The organism is Seohaeicola zhoushanensis (genome assembly GCF_014656415.1).
In the GTDB taxonomy this organism is placed as follows: domain Bacteria; phylum Pseudomonadota; class Alphaproteobacteria; order Rhodobacterales; family Rhodobacteraceae; genus Seohaeicola_A; species Seohaeicola_A zhoushanensis.
In genome coordinates this window covers 16,503-36,443 of the sequence record NZ_BNCJ01000030.1, presented here as the reverse complement: position 1 = coordinate 36,443, position 19,941 = coordinate 16,503, and the positions used below count along the sequence as shown (strand labels likewise).

The window sequence follows — 19,941 nt, the reverse complement described above, 5'->3', positions numbered from 1 at the left end:
GCGACGGCCGAGCTCGCGTTCTTCGGATGTCATCTGCGGGACTTTGATAAAATCCATGGTTGAAAAACCTCGTTTGGTTGTTGCACGACTGAGCGCGTGATGACCAAATAGGTTCGAGTGAGATACTCCAGAAAAAATAATCTGTTTCACCGATCGAGTTCCGGACCGGCAGGAAAGGCAGGCCGCATCCGCGACCAGGCATGTGCCTACTGAATCGGATATCGCTTCAGAAACAGGTATTTATCGAGAGTGAGTTCATCAGCTTCCGACAGGGTCTCCCCGAGAAGTTTCCTGGCCAGGAGAGCGCACTCGGGGTCGTAGGTCTCAGACGACCCCTCGTCCACATCTGGTTCACTCTGGCGCGATTTCTTGGAAGCGCTGGTCATCTCGGCAGTTTAGTCACCCGCGGGCTCTCAGGGAAGGTCCCACCGCCAGAACGTCCGTCGTGCACATATCGATACATGGCGGCGCGCTCTGATATTTGAGTGCGACCTGCCAAGGTGGCCTACACAGCGTGCGTGGGCATAGATGTGGCGACACGACCGGTCAAGGTCGGGACGATCTGGCCCGAGATCAAGACCCAGACGAAGACCTGCTTCGGTTCAGACATCATCTTTCGCCTCCGGCGCGTGAGAGTGAATGCAACACGGCGACGAGGTCGTCGGGATCCTTCGCGATGCGTGGGGCAGGCACCGGATATTGGCCGTTTGTCGCATCTGCGAAACGAAAACCCGTCGGGGGCCCACACGACGTCACCGAACCTGCCCGCTGACGGGGAGAGAGACCGAAATGTCCGCACCGCGCATCTATCGGTTGGAAATCTGGAGAGGCCTGGGTCCAGGCGCCGGGGCAAATGGTTATCCGTCGGACCGATGGCCGGTTCAGGCCGCGCGGATCTTGTGACGCGCAGCCGGAACCGACCCTCGGGAAAATGTGGGTGATCCGGGTGAGACGCGTCGACAACGCGATGAAAGGACTGAAATGTTCGACTTTGATCAGATGTGTGCCCTCCCGACGTGGCAGACTGCCCTCTCGGTAGGAGTCATTTTGCGGTTTCCATTCCCGATGAGCGATGACGCGACCCCGTCCGCGCCCCGGCCCTGCCTCGTGCTCGAGGTTGAGCGGGGCGGCGCCGCGCCGCGGATGGTGCTGGCGCCTGGCGCGACGCACGAGGCAAATGCCAGGGACTGCTACGATATCGTGGTGTCCAGCCCGGCGGAGTTCCGCGCCGCGGGCCTGACGCGTGCATACCGTTTCCAAGCCCGAAGACCGCTCAGCGTGGCATTGGGACAATCCGGGGTCCACGTGGCGCTGCCCGTTCTGTCGCCGGTGATGGGACGCCTCACCGGCAGCGCCCATGCACGGATGCAGCGTCTTCGTGCGCGACTCCACGCTGAGCACGACATCGCCTCCGAACGTCGGCGCGAAGCCGCCGCAGCGGCAGTCGACGTGAGCCTGAAGCCGGCGCCCCTGCGGCTGCGGGACGATCTTCCGGCGGGCTGATCCATCGGCGCACCTGCGAGGGCCGGGTCCTGTCACGGGACAACGACGGTCCTCGCACTGTCGGGGAGAGAATGACCCGACCCGGTGATGCGTTGCCCCGGGCGACGCTCGAGGCCTTGGGACGAGGCCAGGTCCAGATCGCCGGGATTTGGTGATCCAGGCGGTAATGGCAAATGCTCCGTGCCCAGGGCCCGGAGCATTTTGGGGGGTGAGATCGCGGGGCCTAGTTCCTTGCGACCATGATCGAAAAGCCCCTCACCCGTGATGATCTCGTCAGGTTCTTCGGACTGAAACCGGTCCGCACGGGTGACTACCGCCCTCTGTCCCGTGTCCTGTCCGCGCTCGGGATACGGCTGGTCGGGGGCACGACGCGCTGGGTCGTGGTCTGGAGCGCGCTCGGGCTTTCCGCTGACCAGAAGCCCTGCCATCTGAAGCATCTGACGGAACCGCTGATAACCGCCAAATCCGCCGCGGCCGCCCTCGGGGTTGACCCCTCTATCGTCTACCGCTGGTCGAAGGGCCTGGTGCCGAATGGCATGCCGTCCTTCCCGGACGCCATCGATCTCTCGAACGGCCGGACAGATGCGCGCGCCTTGCGCTGGCGCCGGGCTGAAATCGTCGCCTGGCACAGCCGCGAACCCCTGCCGGGCTATGCCCGCACGGCACCTCCCTTCGGTTCTCTCACCCCCAGAAAATGAGGTCTCACGCATGCCTGATCACGCTCTCGGACACAGGAATTTCCACCAAGCGACGCGGACATCCCGCAAGCGGCAGGGACACGAACTCCCGGCCGTTTTCACCGGCGGCAAACGGTCAGGCCTCTGTGTCCGGAGCGCGTTTTAGCGACGAAACGCGCGTCCAGACGACAGCAGCGCATCCCTCCTCAACATGGTAGAAAGGAACACGACATGCTCGATCTCTCCGGCCGCCCGGCGGCGACCTCAACCCTGGCCTTGGCGTCCGCCAACGCCAGACTGGCGACCGGTCTCACGCTGGCGGACCTGAAGACGTTCACAGCCGCGCGCACGAACCTCAGCGAGGCAACCCGAGACCGGTATGTCAGCGTGATCACCCGGGTCGGTGAGATCCTGAATCGCCCGCTGACCCAGATCGAAGCGAGCCTCGATCAGTTCGAGGTCCGCTTCCCGCTCGACGGGTTCGATCCGTCGCGATGGCCGACGGATGCGGCTTATCAGACGTTTCGTCGGCGTCTCCAGGCGGCCCTGCGGGCGTTCCACGGGCTCCAGGAGGCGAAGCGGCAACTACGGGACTGTGACGACGACTGGACAGATCTCTTCGCGGCGATTGAGCCCCTGACCAAAGGCCGTATCGGCGTCTCCGCGAAATGGCATCCGATGAAACTCTCGATGCTGCGGTCATTTGCCCTTATCGCCCGGTCCTACGGCTGGCAGCCGAAGGATCTGATCCCGGACCGGGCGGCGCAGATCGACCGCGACTTCACCGGCAATACCCGCGAGGCAAATGCACGCTCGCTCGTCCGCCTCGACGACCTGCGCGTGTTTCCCGAAATCCTGCCCCTCCTGCCGGATCACCCGATCGGGTTTGTCCGGAGCGCCCGGACACCCGGGGCCAATAGGCTGCCGGAGGCCTGGGCGGCGCAGTATCACCCGTGGATCAAGCGCGTGACCACCAACGCATGGGACCCCGTCACCGAAACCCATACGAAGGAAAACAAGAAACACGCGCGGGTGATGGAAGCGGCCTTCGCGACCTTCCTCGGTGCCGGCCTCGCCGCGGACCTGATCTCACCCGGCGAGCCGGATGTGAAAGCCATCCTTGGGTGTGAAGAAACCCTGTGCGGCATCGCGGGCGCGCTCTTTCGGCGGGCAGACTTGCCGAAACCGAAGGGGCGGTTGAAGCCTCGGACTTCGAGGAAATACCTCAAGTGCATCAGGCAGATCATGGTGCATCTTGCGCTCGATACGAGCAATCTGGACCTGATCCTGGCCAACAACAAGACCGCGCAAGCCGGGGCTTTGGCGGAACAATCGATGACGCCGGAGAACCGCAAGTTCTGCGAGGCCCTTGTCAACAAGCGGCACCTGCGGCGGCGCTTCCTGCGGTCCTTCCTGACCCTGCGCGAAGACGCCGAGCGCATGCTTGCGGCCGCCAGGGCTGAGGATCGTGACCTCTCGAAGCGCGAGATATCCCAAATCAGGATGCTGGGGGTTGCGGCCTGTTTCGCCGCGATCGAAATCGGCGGCGCGCCCATTCGTCGATTGAACGCCATTGCGCTGACCTGCGTCGGGGAGGACGCGCAGATCGCCATACCGGCGAAGGGCAGGAAGCCGATCAGCGTCGTCCTTCCGGCCAATGTGACGAAGAACAAGGTCGCGATCCGCTTCCCGATCAAACACAACACGTATGGCGCACACGACACCATCACCTGGTATCTGAAAGTGATCCGCCCGCTCTTTCCGCACGCGGAGACGAGCCGGTATCTGTTCCCTTCGGTCAAGTCCCAGGGTCGGCATCTCGATCCGGATTACTTCGGGGCCGAATTCCAGAAGCTGATGCGGACGATCGTCAATCTGCCGATGACCCCGCACCAGATGCGGCATGGGCAGACCTCGCTGCTGCTCGACCGGCACCCGAACGAGATCGAGGTCATCGCGAAACGCATCGACGACACGCCCGAAACTCTTCGTACTTTCTATGGCTGGCTCAACGCGATCAAGCTGGTCGAGCGGGGGCAGGATCTGATGATTGGATTGATGGATGACTAAGACCTACGACACCCGCAGCCGCGAGGAGCTCCTCTCGGCACCGCACTTCGCCCCCTACCTGGGGGCAGGACGCCTGGCTGAGATAGGTCTGCGCGAGTTGCGCACGCTCGATGCGTTCTTCCTCTATGCGGCGGCACAGGATATCGCGGTGCCGGAGATCGAGGATTTCCTGGCCTTCGTCGCGGAGGACACCTCGCCACGTCGGCTCGAAAACCTGAGGACGGCTCTGGATCGATTGCTGCCCGACGGCACGCCGGTGCTGCGCACCATCCGGGATGCAATCCGCATCAAACAGCCCCGCAGCCGCGTCTGCGACCGCACGGATCGCGACACCCTTCTCGCCAGCCTGGCGATGGCGCCTTATCGGGATTTGCCCGCGATGGCGGAGCTTGGGCTCGAGGACCTGCGGGTCTTTGCGCGGTTCCTCGACTTCAGTGCAGCCCGGTCGATCACGGTTCCGACGGTCGACGACTATCTGGCCTTCGCCGGGGATGTCGCCTCGAGCCGGCGCCTGCGGTCGCTCAAGATTGCGATCGAGACGCTGTTGCCGGGCAGTCCGGCCGCCCATGTCATCCTGGCGGAGGCCATTGCGCGGAAATCTCCGCCGCGCTTGTCTCGCGCAGGCAGCAAGCCCCGGCCGCCGGCAGCCCGCCGGGTCGAGCTCGAAGATCTGCCGGACGAGTGGAGGGCACAGCTCTCCCGCATGCGGGTAGGGGCCGTCGCGGTCCATGAGCGTGCCTATGCCGCCTCGGTAATCGACAGCATGATCGAGGTCCTGCGGGAATTTGCGCGGGTCCAGATTGATGCGGGGGCCGAGGTGACGATTACCATCGAGGGCATTCGCCGCATGGAAGCCCGACGGACAGAGCTGGCGCCGGATGCCGAGACGGCCCGTTACACGCTCCAGGGGGATCGTCCGGCCACCCGGCACACCGCGGTCATGCGGCTTCGGCAGTTCGCCGAGGCGCTCGGGATCGACGGCCTGACCTTGGCCGCGATCCGCGCCCATGAAAACGCGCTGCGCGCGGATCTCGACAGTGTCGTGCCGCTGAAGGCGGGTCGATACAACAGGCTGCCGGACCTCAGAGAGACCTGGCGGCTCGCCCATGCCTTGCTTGAGGAGAGCCGCACCACGAGACGCCGCCAGTCGCAGCTTCGCCTGATCAACGAGGCGTTCTGTATTGCGTTCTGGACACTGATCCCGCTGCGTCTGGAGGATGGTCAATTGGTCTGGGCGCGGGACATCACCTTCGACGGTGCGCGCTACCAGGTCGATATCGACACGCACAAGGAGGGCGAACCGCTCCGAGGTCGACTTCATCCAGGCCTGACGCCGTTCCTCGACGCCCTTGTCTGCCGCGGCATGGATGCGGCCTATCTGGAGCATTTCCGCCAGGACGCTCTGGGGCAGGGGCTGCCCGTGCTGCGGGACATCTCCGGCAGGCAGCTGTCGCGAGAATACCCGTCGACCGTCTGGCGCAAGCACATGGGGACCGGCGCCCATATCGCGCGGATGCGGATCCATTCGGAGCTTGGGCAGCTCGGGCCCGACGGGGTCGAGATGGCGCTGGCGATGAATGCGCAGCGCGATCCCCGAACACGCCATGCCTACCAGTCCGAGTCCGTCGCGCAGGCGCAGCGCAGACGCGGGCAGGACATGATCGATGCGTTGATGGCAGAGGCCTTCGACTCCGTTTGATCCAGGCGCGTTCCGGACCTGATCCGGAACGCGCCTGCGTGACGTGTGACCTGCCGGACCTCGATCGTTCGTCCACTGTCGGTGAAATTCAGGATCGCATTCACCGCCTGAAGAAGCGTCGTCCCGCTGCCAAATCGCGGCGCTCGGACAGCATGAAGTCCGGGGTTTTCTCGTCGCGGTCTACCGCCCGGTCAAGGTACCTCCAGCGGCCTTTCACCTTGATGTATGTTTCGTCTATCCGCCAAGTTGTGGCCGTCGGCCGTTTCCTGGCTTGAGCACTGTCGTCAATCTGCGGCGAAAACTTCACAACCCAGCGGTTCAGCGTGGCGTGGTCAACCGTGACGCCACGCTCGGCCAGGATCTCCTCAAGATCCCGATAGGAGACGGCGTAGCGGAGATAGAAGAACACTGCGTGCAGGATCACAGGCTTCGGATAGTGCACGCTCTTGAAATCGATCACGCCACAAGCGCCTCAACAAATAATTGACAACGCTTACATATCCGCTGCAACCCGGAAACAGAAAAGTTTGCGACACTACCCGGTAAAATGCCGCTTTACAAATCCTCGGCTCTCTATATGTTACTTACTAGTTAGTAAAAGATAATGGCATGACCGACGATTCCTCTATCACCCTGACTAAGACACTTCCGATCGCCACGATCATCCTGTCGCGTCCGGATACCCTGAACGCACTCTCGTTTTCGCTGCTGATGGAACTGGACGCCGCGATCGACGCGGTCGCCGCAGACCCGCAGGTCAGAGTGCTGGTCATCAAGGGGCAGGGCAGGGCGTTCTGTGCCGGGGCGAACCTTAAGGACGTCCTTGCCTCCGTCGAAGCCCAGAGGCGGGGGCCCGATTTCCTCAACCTCGTCACGCGGGTCTTCGGAAAGCTCCGGGCTCTGCCGAAGCCCGTCCTGGGCGGGATCAACGGCATCGCTGTCGCGGGGGGGCTGGAATTGGCCATGTGCTGCGACATGCTGATCGCCGCCGAGGATGCAGTCATCGGCGATGCGCATTCCAACTTCGGCCTTCTGCCCGGGGCTGGCGGCGCGGCCGTGTTGCCCGCCCGTATCGGGCTGCAGAACGCCAAGTACATGCTTTTCACCGGCGACAGCCTGCCGGCCGCGCACTGGCTTCGGATGGGCCTGCTGCAGGAAGTGGTGCCGGACGACGACCTGGACGCGCGGCTCGAGGCGCTGGCCCTGCATATCGCGTCGAAAAGCCCGCGCGCGCTGGCCGAAATGAAGGCAATCGCCAATGCCACGCAGGGCGACCTGCCCGAAGTTCTGTTGCAGCGCGAGATCGAGGCGCTGCGGGTGCATCTGGTGTCGGAAGACGCTCAGGAAGGGCTCCGGGCCTTCGCGGAAAAACGCAGGCCAGTCTTCACCGGGAAATAGGGGGGAACGATGGAGAAAGTCTATATCGCAGGGGTCTCGATGACGCCTATGGGTCGGCTCGAGGGGGAGACGGTCAAGACGCTGACCCGGTCCGCCGTGACCGGAGCGCTGACCGATGCAGGCATCGGGCAATCGGCGGTCGAGGCGGTGCATTTCTCCAACGCCACGCAGCGGCACATGGAGGGGCAGACCATGATCGCCGGGCAGATCGCCCTGCGCGACATGGGCATCGAGGGCATCCCGGTCATCAATGTGGAGAACGCCTGCGCCAGCGGATCAACCGCGCTGAACCTCGCCGCCCAGTTCCTGAAGGCGGGCGAGGGCGATGTCGCGCTGGCCGTCGGGGTCGAGAAGATGTGGACCGGCGACAAGGCCCGCATGTTCAGCTTCTTCGACGCAGGGTGGGAGCTGGCGCGGGCCGAGGAGAACACGGCGGAGCTACTGGCGCTTGGCGTCGGCGTCGACGATCCCGAAGGCTCGCGCTCGCCCAAGCCGTTTTCGGTCTTCATGGCGGTCTATGCCGCCTTCGCAAAGGCGCACATGCGGATGTTCGGCTCGACCCAGGCGCAGTTCGCCGCCGTGTCCGCCAAGAACCATCGGCATTCGGGCGCAAACGCCAAGGCGCAGTTCCGCGATCCCTATACGGTTGACGACGTGCTGAACGCGCCGCCGATCACCTATCCGCTAACCCTGCCGATGTGTGCCCCGATGAGCGACGGCGGTGCGGCTGCGGTGCTGATGACGGAGGCGGGGCTGCGCCGCCATGGCGTCCCGCGCGAGCGCGCCATCGAGGTGCGGGCGAGCGTTATCCAGACTGGCTCGGCCCGGACTGCCGCCGAGTTCGAGAACCACCTGACCGCCCGTGCCGCCCGCCGTGCCTACGAGATTGCGGGGCTGGGGCCGGAAGATGTCTCGGTCGCAGAGGTGCATGACGCGACGGCGGTCGGCGAGGTGATCCAGGTCGAGAATCTCGGCCTCGCGTCCTTCGGCGAAGGCGGGCTTTGTGCCGTGCAGGGGGATTTCACCATCGGGGGCCGCGTGCCGGTCAACCCGTCGGGCGGGCTGGAATGCAAGGGCCATCCCATCGGCGCGACCGGACTGGGGCAAATTTACGAACTGGTCACGCAACTGCGCGGCGAGGCCGGCGCACGCCAGGTTGACGGGGCGCGGGTCGCCGTGGCGGAAAATGGGGGCGGGCTGATCGGCATCGAAGAAGCCGTGGCCGCTATAACCATCCTGAGCCGCTGAGGAGCCGCGATGTTTCCCACTGAAGAACAGACCCTCGCCTGCCAGAGCCTGCGACGGTTCCTCGATGACAGGATCGAGCACGCCTACTTGGCGCTTGACGGCGCACCGATGGAAAAGGCGGTCATTCAGGGCTTCCTGAAGGACCTTGCGGGCTTCGGCCTGACCGCCGCTCCGCACCCCGAAGAGGTCGGGGGAATGGGTCTCGACTGGCTGACCCACCTGATGCTCTTCGAGGAGGTCGGTGTCTCTGCGATGGACATCGCCATCCCTATCCTCATCAACGTCTCCGGCGCCGACCTGATGATCCGGCTGGCGCCGGATCCGCTGCGCGACCGCTATGTGCCGCCACTTCTGGCGGGCGAAACCTCCATTGCCATCGGCATTTCCGAACCCGCGGTCGGGTCGGACGTGGCGGCGGTGACGACACGCGCGCGGCGGGACGGCGGCGACTGGGTGATCTCGGGCGAAAAGACCTGGATCTCGAACGGGCGCTTCGCCGACTTCCTGCTCTGCACCTGCGCGACCGAAGAGGGGCTGACCCATATCCTCGTCGACCGCGAAGAGCACGGGTTCGAGACACGGGACATCCACAAGCTGGCGCTGAACGGCCAGTCGACGGCGCAGATCTTCCTCGATGAGGTCCGGGTGCCGATCGAGAACACCATCGGCGTCGCGGGGCGCGGGTTGCAGCAGACGCTGGTGGTCTTCGAACGGGCGCGCATCCACATGGCGATGTGGGGCGTGGCCCTGGCCCGCCGGGCGCTGGAGGAATCCATCCGCTACGCGACGGAGCGCAGCCAACACGGCCGCAAGATCGCCGGGCACCAGCTGATCGCCGACAAGATCGCCACCATGGCGACCGAGGTCGACGCCGCCCGGCTTCTGGCATGGCGCGCGGCGGGGCTGATCGACCGGGAGATCCGCTGCGACACCGAATGTGCCATGGCCAAGTGGTACGGGACCGAGATCGCCGTGAACGCCACCCGGCAGGCGGTCCAGATCCACGGCGGCAACGGCGTCACTACCGACTTCATTGTCGAGCGTCTGGCGCGCGAGGCCATCATCGGCCCGATCCCGGACGGCACAACAGAAATCCAGAAACTGCTGATCGCCCGGTCGCTGACCGGCGTCTCGGCGATCCGGTAGGGGGCAAGTCATGAAGATCGAGGGCAAAACCATCGTCGTGACAGGCGGCGCCTCCGGCCTTGGCGCGGCGACGGCGGCCTATCTGGCGGGCAAGGGCGCCAGTGTGGCCATATTCGACCGGGTGTCGGCGGAGGGGCCGCTGGCCTCCTTCGAGGTCGACGTGACCGACGGGGCCAGCGTCGCGTCCGCGATGGACGCGACGCTGGCCCGGTTCGGGGCCCTGCATGCGGCGGTGAACTGCGCGGGGGTCGTCGGCCCGCTCAAGGTGATCGGACGGGACGGTATGGCGGCGGACCTCGACCTTTTCCGCCGGACGGTGGAGGTCAACCTGATCGGTACCTTTAACGTGATGAGCAAGGCGGCCGAGCGGATGTTGCGCAACGACCCCGAGGACGGGGAAGAGCGGGGCGTGATCGTCAACATCTCGTCCGGGGCGGCCTATGAAGGGCAGATCGGGCAATGCGCCTATGCGTCCTCGAAGGCCGGGGTCGTCGGACTGAACCTTCCCGCCGCGCGCGAACTCGGGCCGAAGGGCATACGGGTGAACGCCATCGCGCCGGGTCTTTTCGGTACGCCGATGGTGGCGAGCCTGTCGGCCGAGGTGCAGCAAAGCCTCGTGGACAGCGTGGAGGCGCCCAAACGCGTCGGGCGGATGGAAGAATTCGCCCACTGCTGCGCCTTCTTGATCGAGAACGCGTACATGAACGGCGCGACCGTCCGGCTGGATGCAGCCACGCGGCTTCGGGCGCGCTAGGAAGGAAGGGGGGGGAGGAGATGGAACTGCTGACTATCGCGGATGTCCTCCAGCTGTTGCTGGTCGGGCTGTCGCAAGGATGCCTCTACAGCCTGATCGCGATCGGGCTGGTGCTGGTCTACAAGGCGACGGAACAGGTGAACTTCGCACAGGGCGAGTTCATGATGATGGGCGCCTTCGTCGGCTACCAGTTCATCGTGCTCATGGGGCTGCCCTACTGGTTGGGCGTCGGACTGACGCTCATCGTTATGGGCGCCTTCGGCTACGGCATCGACGCACTGGTGGTGCGGCGGCTGACCGGGCAACCGGTGTTCACGGTCTTCATCCTGACGCTGGCGCTTGGCATTGCACTACGGGCCGTGGCTGGGATGATCTGGGGCTTCGGGAACTACACCTTGCCTGCGCCGATCCCGGGCAACCTAAAGATTGGCCCGGTGGTCATGGCCTGGTCCAGCATCCTCGCCATCCTGCTGACGGCGCTGATCTCGGTCGGGCTTTACGCCTTTTTCCGGTTCAGCCGCCATGGCGCGGCCATGCTGGCGCTGTCGCAGAACCAGCTGGCGGCCTTCTACATGGGCATCCCTGTCAAGCGCCTCACCTCGGTCATCTGGGCCATGTCGGCGGTGTTCGGCGCCTGCGCGGGGCTCTTGCTGGCGCCGATCACGCTGGTCTCCACCTCCATGGGGTTCATTGGGTTCAAGGCTTTCGCGGGCGCTATCGTCGGCGGCTTCGGCTCGATCCCCGGGGCAGTCGCGGGCTGCCTGCTAATTGGGGTGACCGAGCCGTTTTTTGACATCGCTTTCCCCACGATGAAGGGGATCGGTGCCTACCTCGTCATGTTCGCCGTGCTGCTGATCCGTCCGCAGGGCCTGCTGGCCCAGATCCACGCCAAGAAGGTCTGAGCGATGCGCGTCCTCTTCCGCAAATCCTACCTGCAGGACATCCGGCTGTTCCGTGACGGCGTGCAGGCGGCGTGGTACGGCGGATTCCTCGCTCTCGCACTCTCCGCACCGCTCTGGCTGGACGGCTACTTCCTCGACGAGCTGGCGCTTGTCTACATCTACGCCATCGCCGGGCTGGGACTGATGATCCTCACCGGGTTCTCAGGCCAGGTCAGCTTTGGACAGGCGGCCTTCGTGGCGATCGGGGCCTATGCACACACGATCCTCATGGGCCGCTATGGCCTGCCCTTCGTCCTGTCGCTGCCCGCGACGGCGCTGGTCGCCGGGCTGGCGGGGGCGGCGGTCGGGCGGGTCTGCAGCCGGATGCATGGGCTTTACCTTGCCATCGCGACGCTGTCGGTCGCCATCGTGACCGAGCGGCTTCTGGGCGGGGGCGGCGCCTTCACCGGCGGGCATCGGGGGCTTCCGGTGCCGGAGATGACGATCCTCGGCCTTGCGATGGACGACAGCTGGAAGACCTACCTCGTCAACCTGACGCTCTTCACAGGGGCGATCCTGCTGACCCGCAACCTGCTGCGCACCCGCTCCGGCCGGGCGCTGATCGCCGTGCGCGACAGCGAGGTGTCGGCCCGCGCGCTTGGCGTCAACGTCGCCTTCTTCAAGACCTGGGCCTTCTTCCTCTCCGCCGCCTTCGCGGGCGTGGCGGGGGCGATGCTGGCGCATGCCTTCTACTACGTCACGCCCGAGGTCTTCGGCATGAACGAGTCGATCCGGCTTTTGCTGATGGTCGTGGTCGGCGGGCTCGGCACGATCCACGGCGCGGTCTTCGGAGCCTTCTTCATCGTGCTGCTGCCGACTGTGCTGAGCCTGATCAAGGTCTGGCTGCCTGCCGCCATCGCGCAGTCGGGCGGCTTCGACAGCCTGATCTTCGGCCTTATCCTGCTGGTCTTCATCCTCTTCGAACCGGACGGTCTCTATGGCCGCTGGCAGAAAGTCCACCATTTTTTCAGCGTCTTCCCGATGTACAAGAAACGCGGCTTCCAACGGCAGAAGACCTTCCTGAAGACGGAGCGGTTGAGATGAGCGCGCTGGTGGTCGACACTGTCTCGCTCTCTTTCGGCGGTCTCAAGGCTGTGGACGGGCTCAGCTTCTCCGTAGAGAAGGGCGAGATCTTCACCATCATCGGCCCGAACGGGGCGGGCAAAAGCACCGTTTTCAACCTGATCTGCCGGATCTACACGCCATCGCATGGCGACATCCGGCTGGATGGGCGGAGCCTGCTGGATGCGAAACCGCATCAGGTGGTGCAGCGCGGCATCGCGCGGACCTTCCAGAACATCGAGCTTTTCGAACATGCCTCGCTGCTCGACAACCTGCTGATCGGGCGGTTCCGGCACGGGCGGTTCGCACCGCTTTCAGAACTGCTGTTCCTGCCCTCGCAGCGTCGGCAGGAGCTGGCGCATCGCCGCCGGGCCGAGGAGGTGGTCGAATTCCTCGATCTCGAGGCGCACCGGCATGCCCGGGTTGCTGACCTGCCCTATGGCGTGCGCAAGAAGGTCGAACTGGCCCGTGCGCTGGTGTCGGAGCCGAAGGTCCTGCTGCTCGACGAACCCTCCTCCGGCCTGACGGCGGAAGAGACGGACGATACCGCCTTCGCCATCCAGGACATCCGCGACAACCTCGGCATCACCGTGGTGATGATCGAGCATGACATGAAGCTGGTCGGCAAAGTCTCGGACCGGGTGCTGGCGATCAACGAGGGGCGGTTCCTCGCCACCGGCACGGTGGGCGAGGTTCAGGCGGATCCGTCGGTGCAGGCGGCCTATCTGGGGGCGGCGGCATGAGCGATGTTCTCACACTCTCGAATGTCGAGACGATGTATGGCCGCGTCATGGCCATCCGCGGCGTCAGCCTGAAGGTCACGGAAGGCTCCATCGTCACCATCATGGGGTCGAACGGGGCGGGCAAGACGACGATCCTCAAGACGATCTCGGGCGCTCTCGACCCGTTCAAGGGCCGGATCGCCTTTGAACGGGCGGAAATAGCGGGGCTCGACCCCGACGTGGTCGCGCGGCGTGGTATCGCGCATTCGCCCGAGGGGCGGGAGGTCTTCCCGCTGCTCTCGGTCCGCGACAACCTGATGATGGGTGCCTACACCCGCCGCGACCGCGACGAGGTGGCGCGCGACATGGAAAAGGTGCTGGGCTGGTTCCCAGTACTGCGCGACTTCCTCGAGAAGTCCGCCATCTACCTGAGCGGCGGACAACAGCAGATGGTCGCGCTTGGCCGCGCCTTCATGCAGCGGCCGAGGCTGATGCTGCTGGACGAGCCCTCGCTCGGCCTCTCCCCCCGGCTCATTCAGGAGATTTTCGCGATCATCTGCCGGATGAACGGCGACGAGGGCGTGACCATGCTTCTGGTCGAACAGAACGCCAACGTGGCCCTCCCGGTGTCGGACTTCGGCTACGTGCTGGAGACCGGGCGGATCGTCATGGAGGGCCCGCGCGATGTGCTGCTGGCCAGCGACGACATCCGGGAATTCTACCTTGGGATCAAGGGCGAAGCGGCGCGCGGAGACCGCCGCTGGAAGGTGAAGAAGACATGGAGATGAGACCTGCAAGCTGGACCCCGCCGCGGGTCGTCATCGAGGGCTGTGACACGCTGCCCAAGCTTTTCCGCCAGACCGCACGCACCAACGCCAACCGCATCGCCATGCGCGAGAAGACCTTGGGCATCTGGGAGGCCTTCACCTGGGCCGACTATTATGCGCAGGCCCGCCGTGTCGGCTGCGCGCTTCTGGCGCTTGGCTTCCAGCCCGGCGACGTGGCGGGGATCCTCAGCGAGGACAACAAGGAGTGGCTCTTCGCCGATCTCGGCATCCAGAGCATCGGTGCCCTGTCGCATGGCATCTACCCGACGCTGCGCGCGCCGCAGCTGGCCTATCAGCTGACCGACAGCCGCGCCCGGCTGGTCTTTGTCGAGGACGAGGAGCAGCTGGACAAGTTCCTGGCCGTCGAAGCTGAACTGCCGCTGCTGGAGTATGTCGTCGTCTTCGACATGGAGGGGCTGAGCAAGTTCCGCCACCCCAAGGTGCTGGGCTGGGACGCTTTCTTGGCCCTCGGCGATGCGGACCGTCCGGCGCTGGAGCAGGTGTTCGAGGCCCGCATCGACGCGGGCGGGAACGAGGATATCGCGATCCTCATCTACACCTCGGGCACCACGGGGGCGCCCAAAGGGGCGATGGTCTCTCACCGCTACCTGCTGGCGCAATCTGACGGCTATCCGGAACTGCCGCTTGGTCCGGGGGACGAGATCCTGACCTTCCTGCCGCTCTGCCATGCGGCCGAGCGCATCATCTCGGTCTGCATCCCGATCCGCCATGCGATCACGATCAACCTCGCCGAAAGCGGCGAGACCTTCGCGGCCGATATCCAGGAGGTCGCGCCGACATTCGTCTTCGCCGTGCCACGGGTTTGGGAAAAGTTCTACTCTCGCGTCAGCTTCATCATGGCCGACGCGACATGGTTCGGCCGCCGTGCCTATGACACCGCGTTGAAGGCCGCCACCCGCGCAGCCGCGCTGCGGGCCGAGGGTCGGACGGTCCCGTTCTGGCTCAAGACGCTGCACCGCGCGCTCGACCTTGCCGTGTTGCGCAACATCCGGATCGAACTGGGGCTGAACCGGACGCGCGCCATGATGTCGGGTGCCGCGCCGATCTCTGCCCGGCTGCTCGACTGGTTCTCGGCGCTTGGGCTGACGGTCTACGAAGGCTACGGCCAGACCGAATGCGGCATCATCACCAACACCATTCCGGGCCGGTCGCCGGTCGGATCCATCGGGCGGGCGATGCGCAACGTCGAGGTCCGGCTGGCCGAGGACGGCGAGATCCTGCTGCGCAGCGCCAGCAACTTCTCGGGCTACATCAACCAGCCCGAGAAGACCGCCGAGACGATGATCGACGGCTGGATCCACACCGGCGACGTGGGGGCGATGGACGGCAACGGGGATCTCACCATTCACGACCGCAAGAAGGACATCATCATCACGGCGGGCGGCAAGAACATCACGCCGTCGCAGCTCGAGAACGAGCTGAAGTTCAGCCCCTATGTCTCGGACGCGGTGGTCGTGGGGGATCGGCGCAAGTATCTCGCCGCGCTGATCATGATCGACCAGGAGAACGTCGAGCGTTTCGCCCAGGACCGGCGGATCCCGTTCTCCGATTACAAGTCGCTCTGCGCCAACGAGGACGTCGTGGCGCTGATCGAGGGAGAGGTCGCGCGGGCCAACGCCGGCTTCTCCCCGGTTGAACAGATCAAGACCTTCCGGCTGATCGACGTCCTGCTGACACCGGAGGACGAGGAGCTCACACCCACCATGAAGCTGAAGCGCAAAGAGGTGGAGCGCAAATACAGGGACCTGATCGAGACGATGTACTGAGGGTTCAATCCAAGGGAGGATCACATGAACCATTTTGCCAAGGCGCTGACCCTGGCCGCGATGATGGCGGCAGGCGTGACGCAAGCCCAGACGCAGGGCGTGTCCGACGACAAAATCGTGCTGGGCACCTTCACCGACCTCAGCGGCCCGCTGGCGGTCTGGGGCGTGCCCGAACAGAAGGGCATGCGGATGCGGGTCGAGGAGATCAACGCCGACGGCGGGATCAACGGACGCATGCTGGAGCTGGTGGTCGAGGACACCCAGTACCAAGTTCCCCGCGCGATGCAGGCGGCGAACAAGCTTCTGCGGCGTGACAAGGTCTTTGCCATGGTCGGCTCGCTTGGCACGCCGGAAAACCTTGCCGTCATGCCGCAGCTGATGGAAGCCAATGTCCCCAGCCTCTTCCCGATGACTGCGGCGGTCGAGATGGTGGAACCTCTGAGCCCGCTGAAATACGCCTTCTTCCGCAGCTACCCGGAGCAGTTCCGCGCCGCGACCGCCTATTTCCATGACAACGGCGGTTTCAAGACGCCGTGCGTGGCGCAGATCGCGAACGAGGCGGGGGAGTCCATGGCCGCCGGTGTTCACGAACAGCTTGAGGTCTATGGCATGAAAGTCGCCGCCACGACCGAGCATTCGGCGACCGAGACCGACATGGTTTCTTCCGTCACCACGTTGAAGAACGCGGGCTGCGACATCGTCTTTCTCGCCGGCAGCGTGAAGGACACCATCCTCATCGTGCTGACCTCGCGCAAGCTGGGGTTCGATCCGATCTTCGTCACCGGCATGGTGCCTTACATGGATGCCGTTGCCGGGGCAGGGGAGGGCGCCATGGACGGCCTCTACCTCGTTTCGCCTTTCGTCTACGTGGACGTCGCCTCTGCCGAGGGCAAGTCGAAGGAGATCGTGGAGGCCTACGAGGCGAAATACAGCGAGAAGATGGCACCACAGGCGCAGCTTGGCTACATCTTCATCGATATGGTGAAGACCGCTCTAGAAAAGGTCGGGCCCGAGGTGACGGTCGAAAAGTTCACCGCCGCACTGGAGGGCATGACGGACTATGTCGACCCGATTGGCGGCCAGCATGTCAGTTTCGGGCCGGAGGATCATCAAGGCGTCGAGACGCTCATCCTCGCCAGGGTCGAAGGCGGCAAATGGACAGTTGCGGCGCGCGGGCTGGACTACTAACAGTTGTCGGAACAGCCCCGGTCGGCCGACCTGACGGGGCGAACCGGAAAGGCAAGTTTTTGACCGAAATCGTCTGGCATCGCAAGACCAAGGACGTCGAGACCCAACAGGAACTGAAGCGCCGCGCCGTACTCGACGTCGCGGCGCATCTCTTTTCGACGATCGGCTACAAAAAGACCTCGCTGGACGACATCGCGGTCCGGCTCGACCTGACGAAGCCGTCGCTCTACTATTATGCCAAAAACAAGGAGGACATTCTGCTGCAATGTGCCTTCGTGTCGCTCGAACGGGTCGAGGTCTGTTTCGATGCCGCACAGGCCTCGCAAGATTCCGGACTGGAACGCGTGCGGGTGTTCTACCGCCATTATGCCGAGCTCGTAGTCAGCGATTTCGGCTCGGCCCTGATGCGCGAGGCGCGGCGCAACCTGACCGGACGCAAACTGGTGGAAATGCGACGGGCACTGCGTGACGGACAAGACCTGTTGGAGGGGATCATTGTCAGCGGGATGGAAGACGGTTCAATCCGCCGCTGTTCCGTGAAGCGGCTGGCTCAACTATTGTTTTCCGCGTTCAACCAGATGCCAGAATGGTACGATCGCAACGGCCCGTCTTCACCCGAGGGCGTCGCAGACGAGATGCTGGACATGGTGTTCAACGGAGTGCGCACAACAGCGTAGAACCGTTGGCCGAGCTCTGTCGGGAGGACATCAACAGAGTCCTGCACGAGGTGACGCAGGCGGTCGGTGCGGGTTTCGCGGGCGGCGAAGCCTCGGGCCAGGCGGCAGTGGCGATGAAGCTGGGGGGGAGTGGGCAAAACCTGGGGGTGTCTGTGTATGTTGGTGGTTCATTGAGAGGGGAACTGCCATGGACGTGCGGAGTATAGTCGAGACGACCGTTTGAGAACGGAACCACAAAGAGGCATCCTCTCGGCCGTTTGTCCCGTCCGTTTCGACGCACGCAGCCTGAGGGGTTCGGGTTGTTACTCGAAGATGCGAAGACGATCCTGGGGCAATTGCAGAATGCGATCCTGCTCGACCAGATCGAGGAAGTTTCCGAAGCCAGCAGAATTTGTCCTGACTGCGACGAGGTCCGAGCCATACATGATTATCGGTCTCGGGTGCTCGACACCCTCTTCGGCAGGTTCCAGGTCAAGGCCCCACGCATTCGTCGCTGCGCCTGCGATGCAAAATCCGACGACGTCCTGGGCGGACCGCTTTCGCCACTCGCTCACTTTTTTCCGGACCGGTCGACTCCGGAACTGCAACGCCTTCAGGCCGAACTTGGGGCACGACATTCCTTCCGGGAAGCGGCACGAATCCTGGAAACCTTCCTGCCTTGCGCGAAGCAGGTGAATACATCGGTGCGCAATCGTCTGGGCAAAGTCTCCCGGGAGATCTGCGACAGCGAGCAGACTGAGCCGGTAGTTCCTTCGGCCACCGAAGAGGCGTCTGCGTTGACGGTTTTCCTGGACGGTGCGCATATCCGATGCCGACCGGAGTACCAGAAGCGACACCTCGATGTTGTGGTCGGCAAGATCGAAAGCCACGACAAGTGCCGCCGCTTCGGCCTTGTTCAGCAGGCGGTCCTGTCACCTGCCAGCCAGCTTCGCCAGGACTTGAGGGCTCTCGGTTGGGATCACAAACAAACCGTCACTGTAATTTCGGACGGGGAACCCGCCCTGCCAAACCTCGTGCGCGTCGCCGTCGGGGGAAAGGTTCGCCACATTCTCGACTGGTGGCACATCTCGATGCGCATTCAGCACGTTGAGAACGCCGTAGCCGCCAGAATATCCGCCGGGAGCGGGTAGCGATGTGCTGATCGCGGCACTTCAGGCTGGCAATGACGAGGGGCTGCGTGACGTGCTCGAGCGCGCCGAAGAGGTGGGCATGGACAGCGAGGAGCTGGTGGCACGGTACTGTCGCAAACTTTCGACTTTCTGCGCGCGCGTGATATGTCAGCGGTGTCAGGGAGTTGGCAAGAGGCGATTGGCGTGATGGAGTTCAAGGGCGTGCATTATCCGAAGTCCGTGATCCTGCACGCGGTTTTCTTCTACCTCCGCTACAGCGTCTCCTACCGTGACTTGGAGGAGATCATGGCAGAGCGCGGGGTGAAGGTCGACCATGCCACGCTGAACCGTTGGGTGGTAAAGTTCGCGCCGCCAATCGCGGCCCGGGCGCAAGCGAGGAAGCGGCCGACCGCTACATCCTGGCGGATGGACGAGACCTACATAAGGGTGAAGGGCAAATGGACGTATCTTTACCGGGCCGTGGATCGCGACGGCCAAACCCTTGATTTCCTGCTTTCCGAACGCCGAGATCTGTCCGCTGCCCGGCGCTTCTTCAAGCGAGCGATCGGCACCAACGGCGTGCCGGACCGGATTGTAATCGATAAGAGCGGTGCCAACCTAGCCGGCCTGCAGGCGGTGAACGTGATCCTGAAGTTCACCGGCAACGGGCGCACCATCAAGGTGCGGCAGGTCAAATATCTCAACAACATACTGGAACAAGACCACCGCTTCATCAAGCGGATCACCGGCCCGATGATGGGCTTCAAGGCTTTCCGATCGGCGGCCGCCACTATCGCAGGCATCGAGACCGCCCACATGATCCGCAAAGGTCAAATCGCGACCAACGGCGCAACCGCATTCCAGACCTTCGCGGAGCTCGTAGCATAATTCTGTCCGCAGATCAGGCTATGCCGACACTCGGCAAAGTTTGCGACAGAACCGTCGGGATTGCCGGCATTCAGGAGCTGTCGAAGACGCACGAGATCGTCTCGCGTTCGAAGACCGAGCTCTGGCACCGCATTCTGACGCATTACCTGCCGCTCTACTTTCCCGAGGCCGAACGGTTTCATCGAAGCTCGCGAACCGACGGGAGTGGGCAAAACTTGGGGGTCATGCGGCTGCTCTCTGGTAAA

At 64.0% G+C, this 19,941-nt stretch carries 16 protein-coding genes and 3 pseudogenes; 18 read left to right on the top strand and 1 reads right to left on the bottom strand.

The annotated features are described in order from the left end of the window. Positions 1-981: 981 nt before the first annotated feature. The 4 genes from IE266_RS24415 (at position 982) to IE266_RS24400 (ending at position 5,949) form a co-directional block, all read left to right on the top strand. Entirely contained in the window at positions 982-1,503 is a 522-nt protein-coding gene (locus IE266_RS24415; RefSeq protein ID WP_189682753.1) for a hypothetical protein, read from the top strand. 239 nt (positions 1,504-1,742) lie between these two features. After that, complete coding sequence (locus tag IE266_RS24410) at positions 1,743-2,201, top strand: helix-turn-helix transcriptional regulator (RefSeq protein WP_189682752.1); 459 nt, start codon at positions 1,743-1,745, stop codon at positions 2,199-2,201. 210 nt (positions 2,202-2,411) lie between these two features. Further along, on the top strand, positions 2,412-4,250 hold the full coding sequence (locus IE266_RS24405) for a site-specific integrase (RefSeq protein WP_189682751.1): 1,839 nt from the start codon (positions 2,412-2,414) through the stop codon (positions 4,248-4,250). Further along, the gene (locus IE266_RS24400) at positions 4,243-5,949 is read left to right on the top strand and encodes a hypothetical protein (RefSeq protein WP_189682750.1); all 1,707 of its coding nucleotides are present in this window, start codon (positions 4,243-4,245) and stop codon (positions 5,947-5,949) included. Before IE266_RS24405 ends, IE266_RS24400 begins: the two co-directional genes overlap by 8 nt. Before the next feature lie 47 nt (positions 5,950-5,996). Here the strand turns inward: IE266_RS24400 and IE266_RS24395 are convergent. Then, a pseudogene (locus tag IE266_RS24395) lies at positions 5,997-6,409 on the bottom strand (IS6 family transposase); the annotation flags it as partial. A gap of 149 nt (positions 6,410-6,558) precedes the next feature. Between IE266_RS24395 and IE266_RS24390 the strand changes: the two are divergent. The 14 genes and pseudogenes from IE266_RS24390 to IE266_RS24325 all read left to right on the top strand — a co-directional run. Next, positions 6,559-7,347 (top strand): enoyl-CoA hydratase/isomerase family protein, encoded by a 789-nt coding sequence (locus IE266_RS24390; RefSeq protein ID WP_189682749.1) that lies wholly within the window; start codon positions 6,559-6,561, stop codon positions 7,345-7,347. A gap of 9 nt (positions 7,348-7,356) precedes the next feature. Next, entirely contained in the window at positions 7,357-8,595 is a 1,239-nt protein-coding gene (locus IE266_RS24385) for a thiolase C-terminal domain-containing protein (protein WP_189682748.1), read from the top strand. 9 nt (positions 8,596-8,604) lie between these two features. Beyond that, complete coding sequence (locus IE266_RS24380) at positions 8,605-9,741, top strand: acyl-CoA dehydrogenase family protein (protein ID WP_189682747.1); 1,137 nt, start codon at positions 8,605-8,607, stop codon at positions 9,739-9,741. 10 nt (positions 9,742-9,751) lie between these two features. Next, positions 9,752-10,495, top strand: a complete 744-nt coding sequence (locus IE266_RS24375) for an SDR family NAD(P)-dependent oxidoreductase (protein WP_189682746.1) — start codon at positions 9,752-9,754, stop codon at positions 10,493-10,495. Between the two features lie 20 nt (positions 10,496-10,515). Beyond that, positions 10,516-11,397 (top strand): branched-chain amino acid ABC transporter permease, encoded by an 882-nt coding sequence (locus IE266_RS24370; RefSeq protein WP_189682745.1) that lies wholly within the window; start codon positions 10,516-10,518, stop codon positions 11,395-11,397. 3 nt (positions 11,398-11,400) lie between these two features. After that, a complete protein-coding gene (locus IE266_RS24365; RefSeq protein ID WP_189682744.1) occupies positions 11,401-12,480 on the top strand; it encodes a branched-chain amino acid ABC transporter permease in 1,080 nt (359 codons plus the stop codon). Beyond that, positions 12,477-13,241, top strand: coding sequence for an ABC transporter ATP-binding protein (locus IE266_RS24360; protein WP_189682743.1), 765 nt, complete (start codon positions 12,477-12,479; stop codon positions 13,239-13,241). Before IE266_RS24365 ends, IE266_RS24360 begins: the two co-directional genes overlap by 4 nt. Continuing rightward, positions 13,238-14,008 carry an ABC transporter ATP-binding protein gene (locus IE266_RS24355; RefSeq protein ID WP_189682742.1) on the top strand — a complete coding sequence of 257 codons (771 nt, stop codon included), beginning with the start codon at positions 13,238-13,240 and terminating at the stop codon, positions 14,006-14,008. The genes IE266_RS24360 and IE266_RS24355 overlap by 4 nt, the downstream gene beginning before the upstream one ends. Continuing rightward, positions 13,999-15,834, top strand: a complete 1,836-nt coding sequence (locus tag IE266_RS24350) for an AMP-dependent synthetase/ligase (RefSeq protein WP_189682741.1) — start codon at positions 13,999-14,001, stop codon at positions 15,832-15,834. Before IE266_RS24355 ends, IE266_RS24350 begins: the two co-directional genes overlap by 10 nt. Positions 15,835-15,858: 24 nt before the next feature. Further along, on the top strand, positions 15,859-17,022 hold the full coding sequence (locus IE266_RS24345; protein ID WP_189682740.1) for an ABC transporter substrate-binding protein: 1,164 nt from the start codon (positions 15,859-15,861) through the stop codon (positions 17,020-17,022). Positions 17,023-17,081: 59 nt separating this feature from the next. Next, positions 17,082-17,699: a TetR/AcrR family transcriptional regulator gene (locus IE266_RS24340; protein ID WP_229864457.1), complete on the top strand. Its 618-nt coding sequence runs from the start codon at positions 17,082-17,084 to the stop codon at positions 17,697-17,699. A 187-nt stretch (positions 17,700-17,886) separates the two neighbouring features. Further along, positions 17,887-18,799: pseudogene (locus tag IE266_RS24335) on the top strand (ISKra4 family transposase); the annotation flags it as partial. 213 nt (positions 18,800-19,012) lie between these two features. Further along, positions 19,013-19,696, top strand: coding sequence for an IS6 family transposase (locus IE266_RS24330; protein ID WP_189682738.1), 684 nt, complete (start codon positions 19,013-19,015; stop codon positions 19,694-19,696). 56 nt (positions 19,697-19,752) lie between these two features. Continuing rightward, positions 19,753-19,896: pseudogene (locus tag IE266_RS24325) on the top strand (IS110 family transposase); the annotation flags it as partial. Positions 19,897-19,941 lie beyond the last annotated feature (45 nt).

What these genes read in the sequence shown, in the direction of transcription:
- IE266_RS24415 (WP_189682753.1), top strand. Translation starts at nt 982, where the DNA reads ATGTTCGACTTTGATCAGATGTGTGCCCTCCCGACGTGGCAGACTGCC.
- IE266_RS24410 (WP_189682752.1), top strand. Translation starts at nt 1,743, where the DNA reads ATGATCGAAAAGCCCCTCACCCGTGATGATCTCGTCAGGTTCTTCGGA.
- IE266_RS24405 (WP_189682751.1), top strand. Translation starts at nt 2,412, where the DNA reads ATGCTCGATCTCTCCGGCCGCCCGGCGGCGACCTCAACCCTGGCCTTG.
- IE266_RS24400 (WP_189682750.1), top strand. Translation starts at nt 4,243, where the DNA reads ATGACTAAGACCTACGACACCCGCAGCCGCGAGGAGCTCCTCTCGGCA.
- IE266_RS24390 (WP_189682749.1), top strand. Translation starts at nt 6,559, where the DNA reads ATGACCGACGATTCCTCTATCACCCTGACTAAGACACTTCCGATCGCC.
- IE266_RS24385 (WP_189682748.1), top strand. Translation starts at nt 7,357, where the DNA reads ATGGAGAAAGTCTATATCGCAGGGGTCTCGATGACGCCTATGGGTCGG.
- IE266_RS24380 (WP_189682747.1), top strand. Translation starts at nt 8,605, where the DNA reads ATGTTTCCCACTGAAGAACAGACCCTCGCCTGCCAGAGCCTGCGACGG.
- IE266_RS24375 (WP_189682746.1), top strand. Translation starts at nt 9,752, where the DNA reads ATGAAGATCGAGGGCAAAACCATCGTCGTGACAGGCGGCGCCTCCGGC.
- IE266_RS24370 (WP_189682745.1), top strand. Translation starts at nt 10,516, where the DNA reads ATGGAACTGCTGACTATCGCGGATGTCCTCCAGCTGTTGCTGGTCGGG.
- IE266_RS24365 (WP_189682744.1), top strand. Translation starts at nt 11,401, where the DNA reads ATGCGCGTCCTCTTCCGCAAATCCTACCTGCAGGACATCCGGCTGTTC.
- IE266_RS24360 (WP_189682743.1), top strand. Translation starts at nt 12,477, where the DNA reads ATGAGCGCGCTGGTGGTCGACACTGTCTCGCTCTCTTTCGGCGGTCTC.
- IE266_RS24355 (WP_189682742.1), top strand. Translation starts at nt 13,238, where the DNA reads ATGAGCGATGTTCTCACACTCTCGAATGTCGAGACGATGTATGGCCGC.
- IE266_RS24350 (WP_189682741.1), top strand. Translation starts at nt 13,999, where the DNA reads ATGGAGATGAGACCTGCAAGCTGGACCCCGCCGCGGGTCGTCATCGAG.
- IE266_RS24345 (WP_189682740.1), top strand. Translation starts at nt 15,859, where the DNA reads ATGAACCATTTTGCCAAGGCGCTGACCCTGGCCGCGATGATGGCGGCA.